Annotated in this window: 19 protein-coding genes, 1 pseudogene and 1 riboswitch; of the genes and pseudogenes, 4 read left to right on the top strand and 16 right to left on the bottom strand. The window is 46.8% G+C overall.

Features of this window, described 5'->3' with window-relative positions; translation table 11 throughout:
• Nucleotides 1-21: 21 nt before the first annotated feature.
• From thiE to ACQCVH_RS18790, 4 genes are all read right to left on the bottom strand, one after another.
• A complete protein-coding gene (gene thiE / locus ACQCVH_RS18805) occupies nt 22-675 on the bottom strand; it encodes a thiamine phosphate synthase (protein ID WP_426837132.1) in 654 nt (217 codons plus the stop codon).
• Entirely contained in the window at nt 662-1,495 is an 834-nt protein-coding gene (gene thiD / locus ACQCVH_RS18800) for a bifunctional hydroxymethylpyrimidine kinase/phosphomethylpyrimidine kinase (RefSeq protein WP_426837131.1), read from the bottom strand. Before thiD ends, thiE begins: the two co-directional genes overlap by 14 nt.
• Entirely contained in the window at nt 1,485-2,312 is an 828-nt protein-coding gene (thiM, locus tag ACQCVH_RS18795) for a hydroxyethylthiazole kinase (RefSeq protein ID WP_426837130.1), read from the bottom strand. The genes thiD and thiM overlap by 11 nt, the downstream gene beginning before the upstream one ends.
• Before the next feature lie 76 nt (nt 2,313-2,388).
• A riboswitch (TPP riboswitch) is annotated at nt 2,389-2,502 on the bottom strand.
• A 60-nt stretch (nt 2,503-2,562) separates the two neighbouring features.
• Nucleotides 2,563-7,740: an AAA family ATPase gene (locus ACQCVH_RS18790; RefSeq protein ID WP_426837129.1), complete on the bottom strand. Its 5,178-nt coding sequence runs from the start codon at nt 7,738-7,740 to the stop codon at nt 2,563-2,565.
• A 106-nt stretch (nt 7,741-7,846) separates the two neighbouring features.
• Between ACQCVH_RS18790 and sinI the strand changes: the two genes are divergently transcribed.
• Entirely contained in the window at nt 7,847-7,990 is a 144-nt protein-coding gene (sinI, locus tag ACQCVH_RS18785; RefSeq protein ID WP_426837128.1) for a DNA-binding anti-repressor SinI, read from the top strand.
• Here sinI and ACQCVH_RS18780 read toward each other — a convergent pair.
• Entirely contained in the window at nt 7,977-8,678 is a 702-nt protein-coding gene (locus tag ACQCVH_RS18780) for a response regulator transcription factor (RefSeq protein WP_426837127.1), read from the bottom strand. The two genes, sinI and ACQCVH_RS18780, sit on opposite strands and share 14 nt — an antisense overlap.
• Before the next feature lie 474 nt (nt 8,679-9,152).
• Here ACQCVH_RS18780 and ACQCVH_RS18775 point away from each other — a divergent pair, with 474 nt between their 5' ends.
• Complete coding sequence (locus ACQCVH_RS18775; RefSeq protein WP_426837126.1) at nt 9,153-10,241, top strand: AbrB family transcriptional regulator; 1,089 nt, start codon at nt 9,153-9,155, stop codon at nt 10,239-10,241.
• Between the two features lie 29 nt (nt 10,242-10,270).
• Here the strand turns inward: ACQCVH_RS18775 and ACQCVH_RS18770 are convergent, their stop codons facing one another.
• On the bottom strand, nt 10,271-11,017 hold the full coding sequence (locus ACQCVH_RS18770) for a C39 family peptidase (protein WP_426837125.1): 747 nt from the start codon (nt 11,015-11,017) through the stop codon (nt 10,271-10,273).
• 350 nt (nt 11,018-11,367) lie between these two features.
• Between ACQCVH_RS18770 and ACQCVH_RS18765 the strand changes: the two genes are divergently transcribed.
• Nucleotides 11,368-12,291 (top strand): MerR family transcriptional regulator, encoded by a 924-nt coding sequence (locus ACQCVH_RS18765; protein WP_426837124.1) that lies wholly within the window; start codon nt 11,368-11,370, stop codon nt 12,289-12,291.
• 135 nt (nt 12,292-12,426) lie between these two features.
• Nucleotides 12,427-13,635, top strand: coding sequence for a cytochrome P450 family protein (locus tag ACQCVH_RS18760; RefSeq protein ID WP_426837123.1), 1,209 nt, complete (start codon nt 12,427-12,429; stop codon nt 13,633-13,635).
• Between the two features lie 34 nt (nt 13,636-13,669).
• On the opposite strand, the gene ACQCVH_RS18755 is transcribed toward ACQCVH_RS18760, so the two are convergent.
• From ACQCVH_RS18755 to ACQCVH_RS18710, 10 genes and pseudogenes are all read right to left on the bottom strand, one after another.
• On the bottom strand, nt 13,670-14,212 hold the full coding sequence (locus tag ACQCVH_RS18755) for a cysteine hydrolase family protein (protein ID WP_426837122.1): 543 nt from the start codon (nt 14,210-14,212) through the stop codon (nt 13,670-13,672).
• Nucleotides 14,213-14,643: 431 nt separating this feature from the next.
• Nucleotides 14,644-14,832, bottom strand: coding sequence for a nucleotidyltransferase domain-containing protein (locus tag ACQCVH_RS18750; protein ID WP_426837121.1), 189 nt, complete (start codon nt 14,830-14,832; stop codon nt 14,644-14,646).
• Nucleotides 14,833-14,909: 77 nt separating this feature from the next.
• The gene (locus tag ACQCVH_RS18745; protein ID WP_426837120.1) at nt 14,910-15,065 is read right to left on the bottom strand and encodes a hypothetical protein; all 156 of its coding nucleotides are present in this window, start codon (nt 15,063-15,065) and stop codon (nt 14,910-14,912) included.
• A 525-nt stretch (nt 15,066-15,590) separates the two neighbouring features.
• Nucleotides 15,591-15,902, bottom strand: coding sequence for a hypothetical protein (locus tag ACQCVH_RS18740; protein WP_426837119.1), 312 nt, complete (start codon nt 15,900-15,902; stop codon nt 15,591-15,593).
• Nucleotides 15,895-16,419 (bottom strand): sigma-70 family RNA polymerase sigma factor, encoded by a 525-nt coding sequence (locus ACQCVH_RS18735; RefSeq protein WP_426837118.1) that lies wholly within the window; start codon nt 16,417-16,419, stop codon nt 15,895-15,897. The genes ACQCVH_RS18740 and ACQCVH_RS18735 overlap by 8 nt, the downstream gene beginning before the upstream one ends.
• A 334-nt stretch (nt 16,420-16,753) precedes the next feature.
• Nucleotides 16,754-18,322, bottom strand: a complete 1,569-nt coding sequence (locus tag ACQCVH_RS18730; RefSeq protein ID WP_426837117.1) for a DEAD/DEAH box helicase — start codon at nt 18,320-18,322, stop codon at nt 16,754-16,756.
• 321 nt (nt 18,323-18,643) lie between these two features.
• A complete protein-coding gene (locus ACQCVH_RS18725) occupies nt 18,644-19,105 on the bottom strand; it encodes an NUDIX hydrolase (protein ID WP_426837116.1) in 462 nt (153 codons plus the stop codon).
• Between the two features lie 45 nt (nt 19,106-19,150).
• Nucleotides 19,151-19,761: pseudogene (locus ACQCVH_RS18720) on the bottom strand (lipid II flippase family protein).
• 54 nt (nt 19,762-19,815) lie between these two features.
• Complete coding sequence (locus tag ACQCVH_RS18715) at nt 19,816-20,259, bottom strand: GNAT family N-acetyltransferase (RefSeq protein ID WP_426837115.1); 444 nt, start codon at nt 20,257-20,259, stop codon at nt 19,816-19,818.
• 74 nt (nt 20,260-20,333) lie between these two features.
• Nucleotides 20,334-21,713 carry an amino acid permease gene (locus ACQCVH_RS18710; RefSeq protein ID WP_426837114.1) on the bottom strand — a complete coding sequence of 460 codons (1,380 nt, stop codon included), beginning with the start codon at nt 21,711-21,713 and terminating at the stop codon, nt 20,334-20,336.
• Between the last annotated feature and the right edge of the window lie 80 nt (nt 21,714-21,793).

Genomic DNA, 21,793 nt, shown 5'->3' with positions numbered 1-21,793 from the left:
TATATGCAGGCTCTGAATCTTCTATATGGTTACACTTCTTCTCAGACTTTCAGCGGCTCCCTTTATATCTTCAGCCTGACTTATGCTTGTTATGACAGAAACGCCATCTGCCCCGGCCTGCACTACGGCACGTGCATTGCGTGGCGTTATTCCGCCTATTCCTACAATTGGCATTGTAATGGCACACTCTCTCAATTCCTGAATAAGAGCTATTCCCTGAACTGCCTTGGCATCTGCTTTTGTTGACGTAGGGTAAATGGGGCCAAGACCCAGATAATCTGCTCCCGCCCTGATGGCTTCGTTAGCTTCCACAATTGAATGGGCGGATACCCCCAGAATCTTATCCCCAATTTTCTCCCGCACTGCTTCGGCCGGCTCGTCGTCCTGCCCGATATGGACGCCGTCTGCGCCAATTTCACATGCCAGTTCTATGTCATCATTAACGATAAAAGGAATGCCGCTGGTCCTGCACAATCGCTGAAGCTGTTCTGCAAACAAGTATTTTTCTTGCCTGCCAAGACAGCCTGCCCCTTTTTCTCTGTACTGAAACAGGGAGATTCCGCCTTTAATCGCCTCTTTCATAACCTTCTCCGGATTTTTAAGGCAGTTTGTACTGCCCATGATAAAATAGACCCTCAACAGCTCTTTCATGGTTTGACTGTCAATTCGCGCCATATGCCATCCCCTCTGCTTTCTGTCTATTTTTATAAGCCCAGTGGTTTGTCGGGCCATGGCCGCTTCCGATCAGCAGATCATCTTCGATGGCTGCCTGGATAAAGTCTTTTCCAAGCCGGACGCTGTCCTTTAAGGAAAGCCCATTCGCCAGGCCTGCCGTGATGGCTGCTGAAAAGGTGCATCCGGTCCCATGGGTATTGACTGTATCCACCCTCCTTCCTTCAAACACCTCAAAGCTGCTCCCATCAAAAAGCAGATCAGCAGCAGCTTCTGAATTTCCAGCATCATGCCCCCCTTTTATGACTACATTGCCGGCGCCAAGCGCGCATAATTTCCTGGCCGCTTCTTTCCGGTCGGTTAATGAAGAGATTTTCATGCCGGTAATTACTTCTGCTTCAGGAATATTAGGGGTGATGATATGGGCCAGCGGCAGCAAATGATCCTTCAGGGCGGCCATGGCGCTTTCCTGGAGGAGGCTTGCCCCTCCCTTGGCAATCATCACAGGGTCGACAACCAGCTTGGTCCATTTATAATGGCTGATTACCTCAGAAACAGCTTTAATAATGTCTGCATCAAAAAGCATCCCTGTTTTTAAAGCATCCGTCCCCATATCGCTTCCAATGCTCTCTATCTGTTTACTGACAGCTTCTGCGGTCATTGGGAAGACCGCCTGCACGCCAGTAGTGTTCTGAGCGGTGATCGCTGTCAGTGCTGACATTCCATAGACACCGAGTTCCTGGAAAGTCTTAAGGTCAGCCTGGATTCCGGCTCCGCCTCCACTGTCTGAACCTGCTATCGTCAATGCTTTTTTAATTGCCATTCTTCAATTCTCCTTTCAGGACGGTTATGCAGGACCTTTTTTCAAGATCCTCCGCCTTGATCAGGGCAAGGCTGTTAAGCAGCTCGATTTGAAACGTTCCAGGGCCCTTGCTTCCGGCAGCTTCTGCAGCCATTTCGGCCGCTGCAGAATAAACAGCCAGTGCAGCTGCCGCGGCTTTCAGTGAATCTGATTCGATTGCATGGAAAGCGCCTATGACGGAAGACAGCAGGCAGCCGGTTCCTGTAACCTTTGTGAGAAGGCTGCTTCCGCCTGTGATGCGGATAATTGTTTTTCCATCTGATACGATGTCCTCCCTCCCTGTAATAACAGTTACGGTATTGAACAATACTGCAGCAAGTTCAGCAATATGTTCAGGATTGCCGGCTTCCCCGCCATCAACCCCTTTTATTTCTCCTCCTTTTCCGGCAAGATGGGATATTTCAGCCGCATTGCCCCGCAAAATGGAGACCGGCAGCTCTTCAAGAAGGCTTTTGCCTGTCTCGGTCCTGTAAGCTGTTGCCCCTGCCCCAACCGGATCCAGGATGATCGGCACCGAGTTTCTGCCCGCTGATACTCCCGCAATTTTCATAGATTCCACCACAGGGGAAGTAAGAGTGCCGATGTTCAGGACCAGCGCCCCTGCAATGCTGGCCATATCGGCAGCTTCTTCTGCAGCATGAGCCATGACCGGCGAGGCCCCTAGAGCCAGCAGGCCGTTAGCGGTAAAATTGGTGACAACCATATTGGTGATATTATGTACAAGCGGCTTTTCAGCCCTCAGCTTTTCCAGCATCCCAGCTATGTCTAATGTGTTCATTCCTTATTCTCCTTTCAACAACAAAGAAGCCACGCCCCTGAAAGGACCTGGCATTTGTGCATAGCAATTAGCAAATAGTTTCTCTTCGCTACTTTCCTACGCTGGCATCATCCAGATCAGGTGCAAAGGGTTAAAAAACGGGCCAGTTTTTCTCTCAGCCTGCTTTCCGCAGGCACCCCCAGTAGTTGCTTATTAGATTGACAATTAAATAGTAACTTTTTTTCTGCCCCGCGTAAAGCGAAAATCTTTTCTAAACCATCTCTGCTGAAAAGCGGTAGACCGGCAGTTCAATGAAGATGGATGTGCCCTCTCCTTCACTGCTTTCTGCCCAGATTTTCCCTTTATGCCTTGCAATGATTTCCCTGGTGATTGAAAGACCGATGCCATTCCCGGCCGTCCTGCTGTTTTTGCTTGTCTTTGTATAGTTTCTGTCAAATATGAATGGAAGCCTGGCAGCAGGGATGCCGCTGCCGGTATCTGACAGACAGATCCTGACCCGGCCGCCCTGGCCGGCCAGCCTGGCGCTCAGAATCAAACCGCCGGACTCCGTATGTTTGATGCTGTTTGAGATCAGATTTGAGAAGGCCTGAAGCAGTCTGGCAGGATCGGCTTCCACCATCGGCGCATCTTCAATATCAGTTTTCTCCTCCAGGTCCAGGACAAAAGAAAGTCCTTTTCTTTCAGCTTCGAATTCGAATTGATTCCATATACGGGTGAGCACCTGGCCAAGAGGAAGATAATCCATCTCAAATCGGATTTGGCCAGCCTCCATCCTGGATAAATCGAATAAATCATGGATCAGGACATTCAGTTCATTCAGGCGGCTTACACTCCGCTGCAGAAATTCTTCTTTTTGCTCTTCTGAATCGGCAATCCCATCCTGTACAGCTTCTATATAGCCCTTAATCGCAGCAAGGGGAGATCTCAAATCATGAGAAATATCAGATAAGATGATGTTCTTTGCCTGCCTGGCGCGGTCAAGTTCTTTATTGGCCAGCTCCAGCCGGATATTTGCTTCATTCAGTTCTTCGGTCCGCCGGGCAACCCTTGCTTCCATCCTCTCATACAGATCGGCATTTTCCAAAGAAATGGCTGCCTGAGAAGCAATCAATTCAAGAACCCTGAGATTCTCTTTTGTAAATGCATGGGAAATCTGGTTGTTTTCCAGATACATTATACCTTTTACTTCACCCTTATTCAGAATCGGCAGGCAAAGAAGCGACTTCAGCAGTACCCTTTTGACATATGGATCCCCTGAGATCAAGCTGTTTTCACTGGCGTGGCCAAGAATGATCCCTTCTCTGCTCAGCTCTGCAAGTTCTATTGCCTGTTCGGACAGCATTTCTCTTCCATGTACCGGCTCAAAGCGTCCCGGCCGTTCGCCATCACCAGCATATTCTCCGATAGTCCAAATATCATCCCGCCTAAAGAGGAGAATACCCCTGTCTGCCCCGCTGTAATGCATGGTGACCTCCAGAAGCCGGGACAGCAGATTCTCAAGCACCACTTCCCTTGATATGCTCTGGGCGGCGGAAACAAGGGCATACTCATCAAACTGAATAGCATGCCCGCTTTCCGGCTCCTTCAGTAAGGAAATTTTAGTCTCTAGCCGCAGTTTATCTGCCTTGGCTTCTGCCCCCCAAAGAAGGTATCCTTTAAACGCTTCCGAGAAAAATGAGCTTGCCATCCTGCTATATCCCTGTGAAGAGAAATAGCGGCCTGCACATTCATTTGCCAGTGCAGCATCCTGCAGGAAGCCGTTCTTTTCCGCCTCTTGGATGCTTTCATCATATATGTTAAAAAGGTTGGAATCTCTCTTGGCAATCCTTCGATATTCAGCTTTCAAAAGCAAATACTTATGCCGGAAATTTGCAGGGGAAAGAGCTGCCCAGCGTTTCATTTTCGAAATAGAATCCTTCAGTTTAGCCAGATGGGAAGCTTTGTTTTTTTTCAATTTTTCCTGTTCATAAAAACGGACTAACCATAAACCATGATAGAAATGGTATTCAGGAACAATGACCAGCGTCAGCCTTTTGCTGACAAGCGGTGCCAGTTTCTGAATAAGCTCCTCGGCATACGCAGTCTTCTGAAAAAGATAGCTCATCTGCAGCCGGATTGTATAATGGATGATTTTTGCAGAGTCATCATCAAGCACGGGCGTGAAGGTCCAATCATGACTCTCTTTTTCTTTCTTTAAATAGAGGACCCATTCCTCCATCTCCGACAAAAAACCGATTGAAATAGGATACTGAATTCTATTGACGAACCTGATCTGATTCCGGATACCTTCCAGCGCCTCTTCAAGCGGCGATCCTTTCATAAATATGGTGATGACTATGAATGAACTATTAGCACCGGCAAGATGAATATTTCCTGCATCCAGGCAGTATCTCTGTGAATCTGTGAGGTGGTGCAGATTGTCTGAAATCGGATTTCTCCAGTGGCTGACAAAGCTTCCAAAGACAAACTGCACCCGGCCTTTAATGCCTGTGGCACCAAAATGCTGAGACAGTTTGATTGCCAGCCTGCCGTAGTCGTAACTGCCCTTGAAATCACTGAATCCTGCGCTTAATATCAGGCTGTAATTATTGAATACCAGGGCGCTTAAATCTGTCAATCCATTGTTAAGTGTGTAGTTCAGTGCCTTCAGCATCAGCATTGTGGCAAGATTCTGGTCTGCATGGTAGGATGGAGCGTTCAGGTTGATGAGCGTCTGCAGTATTAGCCTTTTGTCCCGGTCCGTCATTTCAGGTAGGGAAATGATATCCTCTTGGGATTTGCCCCGCAAAGCAAATCTTGCACGAAAAAATTCCAGTACAATGGCACGTTTTCCGATACTTGGTGCAAAAGTGATCCCGTAGAGTTTAAGGCCTTTTATTCCTGAGTTGACCGCTTCTTTTACTCTGTGCATATGGGTGAATAAAGTGATCTGCAGGTTATAGATTGATAATTTCTCATAGTTAGTCTTTGCATTTTCAAGGACTAGAGTAAAGGTTTTTTCAGCTTCATCCATTTTTCCTGTCAGATAAAAGCATTCACCAAGACCCTTGAATATTCGGAAGGTCAGTTCATATTTTTCGTTCCAATCTTCCCCTGACAGCTCAAGTGCAGCCTGGAAATAGGAGAGTGCTTCCCAAAAGGCAGCAGCGTCCTTGGCCAATTCCCCGGCAGCGGCATTCCATTCCGCCAGTGGGTGCCTTTCTTTCACTTCAAGCTGTTCACTGCAGGAATTCAAATGGTGGACAATCTGGAAAATGCGGGCATGTGAATTCTCCTTCATGCTGACAAGCAGCCTGCCGATCCTCAAATGTGAGGTATTCCGTTCTTCCATGTTCATAGACTGATAGACTGCCTGCTGGACGGTATCGTGAAGGAAGCTGTACTCTGTTGGCATAGCATCCACATAGCCGCTGGAATGAATATATTTGTATAAAGGATCTTTAGGGAGGATAAAGCCTGATTCCAGGGCCATCCATAGAGATTCAGCGAGCCAGTCCGGCCGGTCTTCGAACAGGAGGGAAAGAGTTTTGAAATCAAACCTGTTTCCAAAACAGGAGGCAGCCCTTAGAATCTCCTTAGCTGCTTCAGGCAGTTTCTGAAAACGCTCTTCCATAAAACCGGATATTCCGTCATTTACTGGCCTGTCCATTATTTTTCCCATATCAGCTCTCCATTTTCTTTCTTCCGGATCGCTAGTGATAAAGCCTTCCTCAAAATAGGAAAGAAGGAGCTGGCTGATGAACAGCGGGTTCCCCCCGGTAATCCTGTGTAAAAGTCCTCCCAGTTCTAAAGCTGTTTCCCCATCATCTCTCAGGGCATTACCTACCCATGCATAAACCTCACCTTGGCTGAGAGTGCGGACCGGGATGTGATGAATGGCAGCTTCTCCTTCCCCCAGCTTGGCAAGTGTCATTCTTACTGGATGGCCGGGCACTGTTTCATTGTCCCTATATGCACAGATAAGCATAAAATGGGGAATCATGCCCTTCAGCATGAGATATTCAATCAGCTCCAGTGAAGCAATATCTGCCCACTGAAGATCATCAAGAAAGAGCACAAGCGGATGCTTTTCATCGGCAAACAAGCATACAAACTGGTGGATATGAAACAAAAATTGCTGATGTGCGTCTGCCCCATTCGTCTCTTCTTCTTCAGCCTGCTCTCCCATGAGCATGCCCAGCTCAGGTATAACAGAGAAAAGGGCGGCATAATTGCCGGTAAAGCCTTCCTTCAATTTAGATGCCCATTTTTCTTTGCGGCTTCCGCTTTCCAGCATTACCTGCAGCACGAGAGAACGGAATGCCGCAATGATTGGTGCATAAGGCATCTGCCTTTGCAGCATGTCATATTTTCCAGAAACAAAATAGCCTTTTTCCCGGATAAGCGGCTTTTGGATCTCGTGTACAAGAGCGGTCTTTCCCATCCCGGGGGAACCTGGCAGGAACACGGCGCATGAACTCCCGCGGCTCACCTCCTCAAAAACATTAAGGATTTCTCTTTTTTCAATTTCCCGTCCATACAGCTTCCTTCCGGTTTCAAACAGCATACTGTCATCGTCTGTCCCAAGTGGATATATTTCCTGCTGCCTGCCGGAATTCAAATTTTCCGAGGCGCGGAGAAGATCGGCGCGAATACCGAAAGCACTGCTGTATCGATTTTCAGGCATCTTTTCAAGCAGCTTCATGATGATTGAGTTAATTACAGGCGGAATGTCAGGATTTAAGTCACAGGGATTCTTCACACTTTTTGTCAGATGCTCGTACACAAGCTCAAGCGGTTCTTTAGCCTTAAAAGGCAATTCACCGGTAAATAATTCAAAGAATATACTTCCTGCTGAGTAGAAATCTGAACGATAATCAACAAGCCTGTTCAATCTTCCAGTCTGTTCAGGGGAAATGTAAGGCAAATGGGCCAAATTGGCCAGACTGGCAGCGTTCAAGGAGGGGTGCTCTTCCTTTAAAAGCGTTGACTGGCCGAAACCTGTAATTTTCAGCTTGCCATCCATGGGGTTTAATAGGATATTTCCTGGATTGACCGATTTATGGATAATATGCTGCTGGTGTACCTGCAGGATTGCCCCTGCAAGTTTGGCTGAAATGTCCAGCATCTCTTTCAGGTCGAAATTCTTTGTTCTGCAGAACTCCCTTAACGTTATACAAGGAAAGTACCTGCAGACCAGATATGGCTTTTTTAAATGTATGAATAACTCTTCGGCTTTTAAGATGCTGTCTTCTTCCATTTCCTTTGTGAGATGGAATTCGTGGACGAGAGCGGCGATCTCCATATCTGACAGCACATCGTTTTTATATGTCTTAATCAGCACTTGCTCCCTGCCTTTGACTGAGTAGCCTTTCAGAAACATAAATTCTTCATTTTCGGTTTCAGCGGCAATCAGCCTGTATCCAGGAAGATTAATGTTCTTAATCATAATGGTCACCCTCTTATTTAAGCGAAACTTTAATACGGCTTTAATAAAACTTTAACTTTCCATTTTATAATGTAGTCAACGAGAAGAATAGTCTGGAGGAATGGGCATGAAGAAGGAAGAGAAAGCACTCTCTTATGAACATGATTTGTATGAATGGATATGTTTAATGGAAGAAGCAATAAAGCTTGGCATGACGGCAAAGGAAGTCAGGGAATTCTTTAAAGCCGCCAAAAAGCTTAACCTCCATTGAATTTATAGCCCATGCCCCTGACTGTGATGATATATTCCGGACGGGCTGGGTCCTGTTCGATTTTCTTGCGGAGATTACTGATATGTACCATGACAGTCCTTATATCCCCTAAGCTGTCTTTTCCCCAAATAGAATCGAACAGGTGCTCTGCACTGAATACACGGCCGGCGTTTTCAGCGAAGCAGCAGAGCAGCTGATATTCCTTTGAGGCCAGAGAGATCGGCTTTCCTTCCCTCGTCACCTCACAGCTGGCCCTGTCAATTGCCAGCTTCCCAAATATTAATGCCTGCCCATCATTAGGCTTTGGGCTAACTGACAGCTCTTTGAATCTTCTAATATGGCTCTTTACCTTAGCCACGAGCACTGGCGGGCTGAACGGTTTTGTTACATAGTCATCGCCGCCGATCCTGTGTCCGATAATCTGGTCTATATCATCTTCCCTTCCGCTTACGAATAGGATTGGAACCTTTGTCTTCGTTCGGAGGATACGGCAAACCTCAAATCCATCCATATCCGGCAAAGCCACGTCAAGGATGATTAAATTCGGCTCCAGGCTTTCTGCCAGATGCACCGCCTCTGTCCCTGTTGCTGCAAAGGCAAGCCTGAAGCCTTCCTTATATAAATAAGCCTTTTGAATATCCTGTATATCAGGATCATCATCTACCAGCAGAATCAATTCACCAGTCATAGCACGCTTCCCCCTTTTTAACATACAAGGAAAAAATTAACACTACTGATATATTATAGCATCCAAAATAGCTTTTTATTGTATTAATCTTATGACAGAGGTATTAATATGTTTTATGAGCAAGGCATGGGGTAAAGAAAGAAGGCAAGCCAATCTATCGAAGGGACTGATAAACGATGAATCGATTAGCAGCGACTTCTGATTTTGGCATCATAATGGAAGGTTCCTTTGTTTTCCGTTCGCAAGGAACCCTGGTGCTTAATCGGTGGACTTAGAACCGATTCGGCCGCAAAGCTGAACCTTCCGTGTCCCCTTTAGGGGAAATTTAGCTGCTTATGCAGCTGAAAGCGCAGGCCTTATGGCTTGCGCTTTTTCTATGTGAAGATTCCAGCTGGAAGCTGCACTTCTTGGGGGATCAGCAAAAAAATGGTAAGATATATTTAGGAAAACTAAACAAACAAAGAAGGTTGCAGCATGCAAATCATTTCAAATAACAAGGGGTTCCTGGCTGCCTTTTTCATTGCTCTGGCCGGCGGTATGATCTTTACTGTCCTTCACCTTCCTATTCCCTGGCTGCTGGGCAGTCTGACGGCCATACTTGCTGCCAGCAGGTTCATTCCCTTCAAGCTGGAATGGCCAAGAAAACTGAGGGACGCGGGAATTCTGATGGTCGGATACAGCATTGGTTTGTCATTCACAAAGGATGCGGTCATCCAGATGTCAGGCAAGCTGCCAAGCATGCTCGCCTTGACCTTGCTTACCATTGCGTCTTCGGTCCTCCTTGCCATCATCGTTTCCCGCATATCCGGAATTGATTTTCCAACGGTCCTTACAGGCAGCATACCTGGAGGGCTTTCGCAAATGCTTGTTTTTGCAGAAGAATCAGAAGGCATTGACTTGACGACAGTAACCTTTCTGCAGGTTGCAAGACTGCTGATGATCGTGTTCTTTGTCCCTTTTTTAGTATTAGGTCCGCTTTTATCAGGAGAAGCGGGGCCAGCTGCCATCATGCAGGAAGAAATACCAGGATGGAGTGCCCTTTTTCCGGGTGTCATCCCCTTTGTCGCCGCATCACTGACAGGTGCATATCTAGGGAAAAAATTAAGGCTGCCGACACCTTATCTGCTTGGCCCGATTGTCTCAACCGCTCTTATAGGGATTTTTTATGCGAGTGGACCTTCGCTTCCTCCTTCCCTGCTGGATCTGTCCCAGTTTTTCATCGGCGCCCATATCGGCCTCCTTATGAGGCCGGAAAAGCTCCATCACAAAACCAAAACCATCCCGCTTGCCCTTTTAAGCGGCGCTCTGCTTATCGGAATATCCCTGTTATTGAGTACCCTGCTGGCATTCGAGTATGATCTTTCTTCTGCCACCAGCTTTCTCAGCCTGGCTCCAGGAGGAATGGACCAAATGGGGATCCTGGCACACGAGGTTCATGCAGATCTGGCAACAGTCACCGGCTATCAGCTTTTCCGTATCTTTTTTATCTTTTTCGCCGTCCCCCCTGCACTGCGCTGGTATTTCCGCCGCAGGACACACAGGAGAACGGTAAAAAGGGCCTGACTCTGATCAGGCCCTCTTTATTATTTAGTTTAATTGATGGATACAGCATGACTGCCCATTATCTTCCAAGCTTTTATGAAAGCTTCTTTTTCCGCCTTCCTGTCTTTTGTGCCATAAGGGTCGTTTACATAGATATGATCATCATCATAGCCAGTGATCACGACGCTGTGCATGTTGAATGTGACCTCTACCGCCCCCTCGGGCGTATCCCATTTTTCAAAGGAAGCAGCCGGCGTTAAACTGGCTGTTGTTATAACCCATACGGGCAAGCCTTCACTAACCTTTTTAAGAATTTCATCAAAGCTCTTCCCTGTCAGGTTTTCCGCCTTATCGCCGGCATAAGACTGGGCCAGCTTGAAAATTGGTCCACTGTAGACGCCAAGCCCGGGCCCGTTGGCCATGTCCCCCACGAACCCGGCATTCGGGCTGCCGTAGCGTCCGTCACTATAGCGGAGCGGGACGGTATCAATACGATCCGCCAATTCGTTTTTCGTTACCTTATAGCCTTTATAACTCAGCAGCATGGCGAGGCTTGTCACCTCACAGCCGTTATACAGCCGGGGTGCGTCCATCTGGTTGAACAATGGGACATCCAGCATCACTTCCTCCTTTATGATTTCATTCTTCAGTATCGGCGCATTCTTTGCTTTACTATGTATTTCCGCTGCCAGGGCCATTCCCGGCTCCTCATTTTCTGCATCCATCAAATGGTAGCCTCCCAGAGTAATAGAAAGACCCACTGTTGCGGCAATAGCGATTCCCCAAGCTTTGTTCATCTGCAAATTCTCCTTAGCTGCATACATTCTAGTAATTTTATTATTAAGTCTGCTCGGGGTACTTTCAAGAAATTTGCCTCAAATTAAAGATAACTTAATCTTTCCGACACATTCCCTCCCTTCTTTTCCAGTCTAGGATAGATTAGGGTTCCTCAGCTGCTGCCATCCTCCTCCCTTTTTCCCCCAGTTTCGTGCTATTTCCCTTCCTATGAAGGATTCCGTCTAGTTTTGTGAGCTTTTGTCACCCGGCAGGAATAAAGACAGCCTTGCGGAATATAACAGGCAATGATAAAACCGGCTTTGATCCGTTTTGCAAAATCATATTTAATATAATTGAAAGGGTGTTTTTTATGGAGACTCAATTTATGAAAGCTTACACGATTAAAGAGGTTTCGAAGAAGATAGGGGTTCCTTCCGGGACACTTAGGCAGTGGGAAAAAGATTTAAATGGCCTTCTTGTTATTCCCCGTTCCAAGCAGGGGGTGCGGTTCTTTACTGATACTGAAATTGAGCTATTGGGAAAAATTAAAGAGATGCGCGAGAAGAATCTCAGCAAGGAAATGATCCGCCATCTTATGCAGATTCACCTGGACGGGCGCAGCGAAGAAGAAGCCGTACCAATGCCGGCATCGCCCCCAGCCGTAACAAGAAGCCATGAGGCGAATCCTGTAAATGATATGGAGCTCTTTATGGAGGCCCTTGATAGCTACAAAGAAAGCTTTCTAGCTGATATCCGTTCAGAAATCAGGAATGGCATCCGTAAAGAAGTACTTGAAGAGGTAAAAAAAGAGATTTCAAGAGGATCGGTGCACACAGTCAAATCAATATCAGACTCTATATATAAAACAGCTGAAGGGACCAAATCCCAGCTTAAAAGCCTGTCTCACAAAATCGACCAGGCTTCGGAAGAAACCTCCGAAACATTCGGAGCCTTTTCTGAAGAAGTTGCGAGAGCTTCGGAAGGCACTTATGAACAGATCCGCCAATTGACAGCCCGTGTGTCAGATTCCTCGGAAGCGGCTTCTGAAGAATTCAAAACAATGATCCACTATATTTCAAAATCTGCCGAAATTACTAATCACGAGATTACCAGCCTCATTGATACACTGAATAAGGACCGTGATGCCTATCTCCATGCCATGAATGAGGAGAGAGAGCAGTATCGGGCGGATATCAAACAGCGTGAAGATATCTTCCAGGATTTTGTCGTCGGCTTCCGGCAGGCTGCTGCTGCCGAGGAAAAGGCAAAAAAAGGGTGGAAATTCTGGAAATAAGCCTATATTCCTGATTGGTTATCTGAGACATTGGCACGAAATTTCAGCAAACAGATGGTTATTGTTATATTTTAACATCCTCTTTATGCTACGCTTATTTTATGTATGAGATGTACTAGCAAAGGAGCGATTTGCGTGTTTAACGGAAACCATCATGACAACCCGGAAGCATACAGGATCTTTTCAAAAGAGTTTATTCAAAACCCCTATCCCGGCTACCGGAAGCTCAGAGAAGAGCAGCCGGTCTATAAAACTGTCATGCCTGATGGACAGACTGGCTGGGTCATTACCAAATATGAGGACGCAGTCGCTGCACTGAAGGACAAGCGCTTCATCAAGGACTATTCAAAACTCTACGGCGGCCAGATGGATCATGAGAGCATTTTTACAGAGAATATGCTCTTCTCTGACCCTCCTGACCACAAACGGCTGCGCGGCCTGGTCCAGAAAGCATTTACACCCAGGATGATCGAGGGAATGCGCGCCAGAGTCAAGGAAATAGCGGACGAGCTGCTGGACAGGATGGAAAACAAGGAAGAAATCAGCCTGATTGATGATTATGCTTTCCCCCTTCCAATCATTGTCATTTCGGAAATTCTGGGAGTGCCTGCAGAAGACCAGGACAAATTCAGGATCTGGTCCAACTCTTTGATTGAAGGATCGAATGGCGAGAATTGGAATGAAATTCAGCAGCATATGAATGAATTTGTCCACTATCTGGGCGAATGGTTTGCATTTTTGCGCGAAAACCCGCGTGATGACCTGATCAGCCAGCTTATTAATGCTGAAGAAGATGGCGATAAACTGACAGAAAAAGAACTGTATGGCGTCGTCTCCCTGCTGATCATTGCGGGTCATGAAACGACCGTCAACCTGATTGGAAACGGAATCCTCTCCCTGCTTGAAAATCCAAGCCAGCTTCAGCTTCTGAGGGAGAAGCCGGAGCTCATCCATAATGCCGTTGAGGAACTCCTGCGCTATAACGGTCCGGTAGAATACAGCACATCCCGCTGGGCAATAGAGGATGTCGAATTCCGGGGGCAAACGATCAAAAAAGGTGAACTGGTCATAGCTGCACTGAATTCTGCTAATCGCGATGATGAGAAATTCGCGGATCCTGACGTCCTGGACATCACCCGGGAGAAGAGCCCGCATCTTGCTTTTGGGAAGGGCATCCACCTTTGCCTCGGTGCACCACTGGCTCGTCTGGAAGGAGAAATAGCCATTCTTTCCCTGCTGGAAAGATTCCCGGAAATCGGCCTGAATGCTTCACCGGATAAGTTGGAGTGGCGCCCCGGCATGATTGTCAGGGGCGTTAAAGAGCTTCCTTTGAAGGTCAGATAACTGAAAAGCAGCCCTGTTTGGGGGCTGCTTCACTTTAAGATTCTGCCACTTTCAAATAAATTTCTTCATATTCCTCAAAATCCAGCACCTCTATCACTTCAGACCAATGAAGGACTGTCCCGATGAAATCCTTTATATCAAGTCCGGGCATTTCATATGTCTCATCATTATTTACAGTGCCTGCAGCATCTTCAATGAAAGTGACCTTATAGCCCCTGTCATAGGCGCTGATGCTTGTAAAGAGACAGCAAAACTCTGTATTGAAGCCGGTAATCACCAGCTTTTCGATATCCAATTTCTGCAGCAGCTCTGCCAGATGCGTCCCAAAAAAGGCACTTGGAGTCCTCTTTTCAATCACATAATCGGGATAAACGGAAAATTCCGCGATGATTTCAGCTCCTTCACCTTTTTCATATAGCGGGCTATCTACTGCTTCATCCAAATGCTTTAAAAAGATGACCGGCCTGCCCCGGTCTTTAAAATCCTTAATGACTTTTTCAATTTTTTGCAGTACATCTGAAAAATCCCCTGTTCTGACAATACCATTCTGCACATCTATCACCAGCAATGCTTCCATTTTCTCTCCTCCTAATTGGCAGTCCTCTACCATTTCTACGCTACATTCTTAATCTCCTTCTAAAAATAGGAATTCCACTGGTGATCAGTGTCCATTTGCCGGATGGCTTTCTTAAGCCAATCTCTTTGATCTTTGCTGAGATAATCCTTTGCACGATGAAAATCTGCCTGATCCCTGGGACGTGCTTTCAGCTTGAAAAGGAGGACAATTTGCGGGTTTTAAATATGGGGTAGCATCTTTTGTGAATAGTATGGCATGGCAGCCGGGCAGGAAATGTCGAAATTGCGGCGAAAGATCCACCTTCCTTCTTCACACTCGCTTAGAAGAACTTCCAGATGTAAATTATGTACCCTGTCAACTGCGTGAATTTCATGAATCGGCAGCTTAAGGTATTCTCCATTCCATGAGATAAGAGAACCACTGACAGTCTTCTAAAACTCCCAGTCTTCGAGATAGCTCTTCAAAGCTTGCTGGTCTTCCCGGAATATCCCAATTTCCAGATCTGCATGCGGCCTGGTCTGTTTCCCTATAAAAAGATCAATCGCCCAGCCGCCCGCAACAAACCAGGGCTTTTCAAATCCGGCCATCCATCCAGCTGCCTTTCTGCACTCCCGGAACATAATTCCATTCCTCCTCTTTCTTTCAATGAAAAAACCGGATGAATCCCATCCGGCAGATTTCTGGACTAGCGGCTTTTTTATTTCAGAAAGAAGCTTCCCAAAGTGGTTATACTGGAAACCAGCATGAAGAAAAATGCAGTACCGGCAAGCCAGGAACCATGAAAAATCAAGCATATGGCCAGGGCACTGAAAAAAATGATCAGGCTTAAATCCATCAGGCCTTCCTTTGTCATAGAATTACCTGCCTTTCGTTACTCAGCAACTCTTTGTTGTCATCTTTTCCGCTCAGTCGGCCTTTTTAAACATGGTTGCGGAAATAATGCTATATAGAACCAGAAGAACTCCCGCTTGAACAAAAGCGCAAGCGCCTTGATCACCCTCGACAAGCACAAGACGAACCTCCCGGAAAGGCGTTCTTTGCCTTTTGTGAGGTTTGGCTTGTGACCTCGAGGGGGTAGGCGCTGGAGCTGGACGTGGATCAAGAAGTGATAATTATCCACAAGACTTACAAGTAATAAATTCTTAAACAACAAGAAAGGCTGTGGCAGCTTTTGGAATATTCTGTTCGGAAAGGCTATTGCCATTTCAATCCCCAGGTAATGTATGCCGATCCCGTCTCCATCAACATCTGTCCCGAGGTGCAGCAGCTCTATTCCTTTAAAGAACATTGCTATGGCCTAAAATAGTTAAAAAGATTAACAGGACAGCTTTCATTTGCAGCTCTCTCCTTTTTTTAACAGATTATTCCTCTATTCGGGCTAATGCATGTCAATCCCTTCTTTTTGGCAAGATAAATAGGGTTCTCCCTCCAATAGTCTGTTATGGTCATCTTCATAGACTGTTTGCTTAGTTTTTTCATCGTTCCAAAGGAAAAAGAATAGAAATATAAGTGCGGCCAGGACAAATATTGCTCCGTACATTAGATAATGCATCACAATGGATAGGGTCCTGTTATGTTTGGGAAGGCGGTATAAAGTGAAGTGTATTTGTTGTTTGATAGAGTGCGGCATATATGACGGCTCATTTTGCAGGATTCTCTTCAGCTGCTCATCCTTGCATTTCTCATGCATTGCCGATTCCCCTTTCCTCAGAAAGATAAACAGACAATTTGGCCCTCGCCCGGTTCAGCCTTGATTTCACCGTTCCTGTACTGATTTCCAGCAGCTCGGCAATTTCCTTAACGGAGAAATCCTCATAATAGTAAAGGATGACCGGCGCACGGTGTTTTTCATCCAGCTCACCAATCGCTTCGCTTATGCTCTGTGCCGGGTCGCCGAGAAACCGGTCTGATAGATAATATTCAATATCCTCCACAGGCACGACTGTTTGTTTTTTTCTCAGGATGTTATGGCACTCATTGATGAGGATGCGAGTGATCCAGGTTTTAAAATATTTTGGCTGCTTCAATTTGCGGATGCTGCGGAAGCTTTTCAGGATCGTTTCCTGAATGGCATCTGCACAATCACTATCATTGGACAGCAGGCCGCGCGCCACCCGGTAAAGCGATAGCTCGCAAGATTCGATCAGTCTGACAAAAGACTCCTCATTTCCTTTTTTGGCAAGAATAATGTCTTTTTCTGAAAACACATTTATCTTCCTCCCTTTGCACATTAGACATTTTTTCGAATGCAAAGGTTCCATATATTATCTAAATTGGGCTTAATTACTTATGGAAAATGGTGAAAAAAGGAGCTTTTTGGGCAATTGGTATTCCCGATTCTAAACAGTCCCGAGCCTTGGCAGTCAGTCGATTCAGCCCCTCAGGAGAAAGATTTCTGAGAGCAGTATTTAAGCAATTAATTAAGTACATGATGAGAATGGAAGAATTCTTAAAATAACCGTTCATGATTCCTGGAGCCTTACAAGCAAAGAAAATTGCATATTAGCAAAAAAAAGAAGGCCAAATTTCGGCCTTCACTCATTATCTCCTGCCGCGGCCAGGGCCACGGCTTCCTCTTGAAGCAGAACCTTGTTCTCTGCGCCCGCCTGTTCCACCTGGTCTACTGGATCGCTGTCCGTCACGAGCCCGCCCGCCGCTTGAGCGTGTCCCATCAGGCCTGGAGTATCTTTCAGCAGAACGTTCTCCTGAAAGCCTCCGGCCATCGCTAAAAGAGCGCCTGTCCCCGGAACGGCTGCCATTCTCTATACGCTCCTCATTTGAATAACTGCGCCTGTCGCCGGTTGCTCTTCGTCCTTCATTTGACCTGGTGCGCCTGTCGCCTGAATGGCTGCTGCGGTCTTCCCGGCTCCTCCGCCCGTCAGTACTGCCTCCAGTCCGTCTCCGTGATTCAGCGCCGCCAGCCCTGCGGTTTCGGTCAGAACGATTTTTAGGTTTATTTCCGCTGCTGCTATTCTCGCCATCGGCTGTTGAATTGGCAGTCGCAGTGCTTTCTTCTTTAGGCAGTCTTATATTCAGCTCCTGCTCGATCGCTTTTAAAGCCGCCTCATCTTTTTCTGCGTAAAAAGTGACAGCAAGGCCGTCTTTGCCTGCGCGCCCGGTGCGGCCGATGCGGTGGACATAGCTTTCGCTGTCCTGGGGGATGTCATAATTGTATACATGTGTCACGCCCTCCACATCAAGGCCCCTGGCCGCTACATCGGTTGCAATCAGAAACTGGATTTCAGCATTACGAAACTTCTTCATGACTTTTTCACGTTTCGCCTGGGTAAGATCCCCATGAAGTTCTTCGCATGAGAACCGCTGGGACTTCAAGGCATCGTATAATTTTGTGGCCCTGCGGATCGTCCGGCAGAATATGATCGCCATGAATGGCCTGTCTTCCCTGATCCTGCTGATAAGGGCATTCTGCTTGGCCCTGTCTGTCGTAAAAATAGCCAGCTGCTCGATGGCTTTTTCGGGAACAAATGTTTTTTCAATTCGTATGCTCTCCGGCTCCTTCAGATGCTTTTTGGACAATTTCCTGATATCGTCAGGCATGGTGGCTGAAAACAGCATCGTCTGCCTTGAAGCAGGTGTCTGGCTGATAATCAGTTCCATCTCATTTAGAAAACCGATATGCAGCATCTGATCTGCTTCATCAAGGACAAGGAACGAAACCTCTTCCAGCTGGACAGTCCCCCTCCTGAGATGATCAAGAAGGCGGCCAGGCGTGGCCACCACAATCTGGGTCTGTTTTTGCAGCTTATGCAGCTGTTTTTCGACATCCTGCCCCCCATACACGGCAAGCACATTCAAGTCCGGCATCCCTTCAATCAGCTTTTTCACTTCTGATGTAATCTGAAGGGCGAGCTCTCTTGTCGGCGTGACAATCAATGCCTGCGTGCTTCCATTAGACGGATCTATTTTTTCCAGGATTGGAAGAATGAACCCCAGCGTTTTTCCTGTGCCTGTCTGTGCCTGGGCAATGATATCCCTTCCTTCCAGTACAATAGGAATCGCTTTTTCCTGAACAGCAGTCGGTTCCTCGATTCCCTGGACAGCCAGTCTATGTATAAGAGGATCTGAAATCCCAAGATGTTTAAAATTCATTCTAATCCCTGCTTTCTTTTGGACAATACTCCTATTATCTGCGATAGCTTCATCAAATAGCAACCTTTATCGGACTGTGAATGAAAAAAGAGACCCGGGAGGCCTCTACTTGACAGATTGGGCTATGGGAGAGTTCTTTAACCAATGTTAAACTTACATAAAGTATAAAGAACCCTGTTAATTGGAGTGCAAGGCTCGTAGACTCCTGCGGGAATGAAGCGGCAATGCTGAGACCCCGCAAGAGCTTGCTCTGAGGAGGCTCAGCGTCGCCCCGCGGAAAGCGAAGTGGCTGGAACGGAAATTAACAGCCCCATCACTTGCCTATTTCATAGCACGCTTTGTTTCCAGTAAGTCTTTTATAACAATCTTATCTGGAGGGCTGATATTTTCAGGCAGCTGCTCCAGCGGGAAAAAATCAACCTTCACTGCTTCCTCAGCATCAGGTTCAGCAGTTCCATGGTATTCCGTGCAAATATAAGCAGCAATGACATTATAAACCTCGTCGCCATGAGGATACTTATAATATAACTCCTCGCCTGAATATACTTTGAAGAATGAAAGATCATCGGCATGAAACCCTGTCTCTTCCTTCAGCTCCCTTAGTGCTGTGCTTTCGAGTGATTCACCGGGCTCAAGCGATCCTCCTGGAAGGCCCCAGCAGCCGTTGTCTTTGCGGAGCTGCAGCAGCAGCCTGTCCATTCCATCCAATAGAAGGACACTGCTCCCCGCAGCAATAAGAGGCCGCGTCCCTACGACCTTTCTTAGATCCATTATGTATCCCATGATTTTTCCCCCTTTATTTAGATTGGCAGGCTATGAGCAGCAGGCTTAGGTCCATTTCGGAAACCAGGCAACATAATAAGCTGCCGGAATGAATAAGCCTGTGCAAACAGCGTCCCGGCGAATTTGCTTGTCACCATGGTTAATGAATAGCTTTTTAAACACACATAGCCGGCCTTTTAATTGGCGACCCTGTCGGCGAGAATAGAGGCTTTAGGGTAAACAAATAGAGTCAGCAGTATTGTTGCAAAGCCATTGATAATACCGGATGACATCATGGCTCCCCCCCTTGTATTCGGGAGCGGGCGCCCGAGCATACAGTGCAGCAAGAATGCCTACCGTATAGATCCAGGTAATGACGACATTGACGGCAAACAAGCGCTTTGGCACGGTCTGAAAGGAAGCGGTATTGGTCCTACAGGAAACCAAGCTTGTCTTCCTCTGGAGCCAAATCAGCGAGCTTTGCTGTCATCGGCTGCTGAAACAGAATAGAAACCTGGATATGAGGACAATGGAACTGAAAAGGGACAAAGCAGTGGCAATGAGGCCGACCCTTGCCCCCTGACAGCCTGGCCGAATAAGCCAGTGTTTTTAACAGCTGTGATGATCAGCAGAAGCAGGGCTATGAAAAGCAGTTTTCCCGTAATGAAGGCAGCCATGCTACTCCCTCCTTTTTGTTTTATTCTAAACCAAAAGGAAGAAGATGGGAAATATTATCTTCGAAAGTTAATTTCCATCACTGTGGATATATCATGAAAGCCGAGCTCCTCGTACATCTTCTTGGCAGGATTCCCCTGAAAAACATTCAGCTGCACTTTTTCATATCCCTCCTGCCTGAACACTTCCACCGCATGGGACATCAGCATCCTTCCAACCCCTAACTTCCTGTAGGGCGGGAACACATAAAGTGAATACAAAAATGCAGCATTATTTCCATTTACGGGATTCGTATCCCTTCCTGCCATCAGCCAGCCGAGGATTTTGTAATCATGGACTGCAACATAAAAGAATGCCCCATTCTGCAGCGCCGGTATAAATGCACCTAATCCTTTTTGAGGATCATTCTGGAGATGCCCCATTGAGCTTTCCTCCATCACATGCACGGTTGTATAAAGCAGCTGTTCTGTTTCAGCCCGATTCGCTTTACGTATAAACAAAAGGCAGCACCCCGTTCATTTGCTCTCAGCATAATATATGCCGGACAAATGCCCATGGTGCCGCCCATCTTGTTTCAGCCTGTATTTTCGCTCGGATTGGAATCCCAGACCTTTTTCTTCATTATAAACACCGCAATGGCAATCAAAGCGATGATGCCCAGGCTAACGAAAAATCCGGGACGGATATTCTTTTCAAGCAGAGTGCCGCTGACGGCTGCCAGGATCAGCAGCAGTGCGGCCGAACCCATCAATTTGCTCCAAATCTTTGCTTCTAGAAGCTTAAACGATGAAATGACGATAAAAAACCAGTTATACAAGAGAAGAATCCCGGCAGCTGTTGTGATATACTCATAAATCTTACCAGGCAAAAGCAGGGCGGTGATAATGGATAACAGCAGCCCGACAGAAGCCAGTCCCAGGGATGGCAGGGGCAAGTCCTTCATTTTCTTGATTTTTTTACCGAAGAAAGCCGGTGCATCGCCATCCTTAGCCAGTGTTACAAGAAGATTGGTCACTCCGAAGAGCGAAGCGGTCATGGTTGAAAAGCCGGCAATGATGATTGCCCCGTTAAATACATGCGGAAAGAATGGCAGATTATTTTTCGACAAAGCCGTAATGAACGGGCTTTCTTTCTCATGAAAAGCATCAATCGGCACCATTGCAACAGCAAGCCCCAGGGAAATTACATAAATGGATGCCAGGAGGATCAGCATCACACTCCCAGCCTTTGGTGCATCCTCCTTCTTTTTCAGCTGCATGGCCATCAGCCCAATGACTTCAATCCCGCCATATGCATAAAAAGCATAAATAAGGGAAGACCAGAAGCCTTTATAGCCATCTTCAAAAAAAGCACCTGCAGAGTCCGGAATTCCCGGCCGGTCTGCATGGCTGTGCAGCCAGCCGAACATGGCGGCTGCCGCCAAAATGATGAACATAAAGATGGCTGCCGTTTTTACGACTGCAAGGATATCCTCAATTTTATCGAAGCCCTTTGTCCCAGTCAGTACAACAAAGATTGACAAAATGGCGTACCCGGCCGCAAATACCCATAAAGGCACATCCGGGAACCAGAACCGCGACAAAATCGACAAGGCAGTCAGCTGGCTGCCCATGATCAGGATATTCGAGGTCCAATAATTCCAGCCGCAGCTGAAGCCGGCCCATTTTCCATAAGCTTTTTTTGCATAATAGCAGAATGAACCTTCCTGCGGATCTTTTGCAGTCATCTTTGCCAGAAGGTTAAAAACAATATAAGTTCCAAGTGCAGCCAGAATGAACGAAAAGACGATAGATGGGCCAGTAATCTTGATGCCGATGGCAGAGGCCAGGAAATACCCGGTCCCGATTGTACAGCCCACCCCTGTCAAGGACAGCTGCCACCATTTCAGATTTCCTTCCTTTCCTCCCTTGCTTCCCTTTCCTGAACTGCTTGGATTACAGCTAGCACTGCTCATTTTCTGCCTCCCTCTTAGAGAAAAATGAATCACTGTCATTTATCCGGCAAACACTATACAAGATTATCGTTTCTAATTGG

The sequence above is a fragment of the Bacillus infantis genome (assembly GCF_050107595.1).
Taxonomy (GTDB): domain Bacteria; phylum Bacillota; class Bacilli; order Bacillales; family Cytobacillaceae; genus Bacillus_AB; species Bacillus_AB infantis_C.
Note: the sequence above shows the minus strand (reverse complement) of the source record. Positions and strands in the feature narration are given on the sequence as shown.

Excerpts from the sequence above, each read along its gene's own strand:
- ACQCVH_RS18765 (WP_426837124.1), top strand. The coding sequence starts at position 11,368 with ATGGAGACTCAATTTATGAAAGCTTACACGATTAAAGAGGTTTCGAAG.
- thiD (WP_426837131.1), bottom strand. The coding sequence starts at position 1,495 with ATGGCAATTAAAAAAGCATTGACGATAGCAGGTTCAGACAGTGGAGGC.
- ACQCVH_RS18770 (WP_426837125.1), bottom strand. The coding sequence starts at position 11,017 with ATGAACAAAGCTTGGGGAATCGCTATTGCCGCAACAGTGGGTCTTTCT.
- ACQCVH_RS18775 (WP_426837126.1), top strand. The coding sequence starts at position 9,153 with ATGCAAATCATTTCAAATAACAAGGGGTTCCTGGCTGCCTTTTTCATT.
- ACQCVH_RS18710 (WP_426837114.1), bottom strand. The coding sequence starts at position 21,713 with ATGAGCAGTGCTAGCTGTAATCCAAGCAGTTCAGGAAAGGGAAGCAAG.
- ACQCVH_RS18745 (WP_426837120.1), bottom strand. The coding sequence starts at position 15,065 with ATGACAAAGGAAGGCCTGATGGATTTAAGCCTGATCATTTTTTTCAGT.
- thiM (WP_426837130.1), bottom strand. The coding sequence starts at position 2,312 with ATGAACACATTAGACATAGCTGGGATGCTGGAAAAGCTGAGGGCTGAA.
- ACQCVH_RS18740 (WP_426837119.1), bottom strand. The coding sequence starts at position 15,902 with ATGCATGAGAAATGCAAGGATGAGCAGCTGAAGAGAATCCTGCAAAAT.
- ACQCVH_RS18750 (WP_426837121.1), bottom strand. The coding sequence starts at position 14,832 with ATGTTCCGGGAGTGCAGAAAGGCAGCTGGATGGATGGCCGGATTTGAA.
- ACQCVH_RS18730 (WP_426837117.1), bottom strand. The coding sequence starts at position 18,322 with ATGAATTTTAAACATCTTGGGATTTCAGATCCTCTTATACATAGACTG.
- thiE (WP_426837132.1), bottom strand. The coding sequence starts at position 675 with ATGGCGCGAATTGACAGTCAAACCATGAAAGAGCTGTTGAGGGTCTAT.
- ACQCVH_RS18725 (WP_426837116.1), bottom strand. The coding sequence starts at position 19,105 with ATGGGATACATAATGGATCTAAGAAAGGTCGTAGGGACGCGGCCTCTT.
- ACQCVH_RS18755 (WP_426837122.1), bottom strand. The coding sequence starts at position 14,212 with ATGGAAGCATTGCTGGTGATAGATGTGCAGAATGGTATTGTCAGAACA.
- ACQCVH_RS18780 (WP_426837127.1), bottom strand. The coding sequence starts at position 8,678 with ATGACTGGTGAATTGATTCTGCTGGTAGATGATGATCCTGATATACAG.
- ACQCVH_RS18790 (WP_426837129.1), bottom strand. The coding sequence starts at position 7,740 with ATGATTAAGAACATTAATCTTCCTGGATACAGGCTGATTGCCGCTGAA.
- sinI (WP_426837128.1), top strand. The coding sequence starts at position 7,847 with ATGAAGAAGGAAGAGAAAGCACTCTCTTATGAACATGATTTGTATGAA.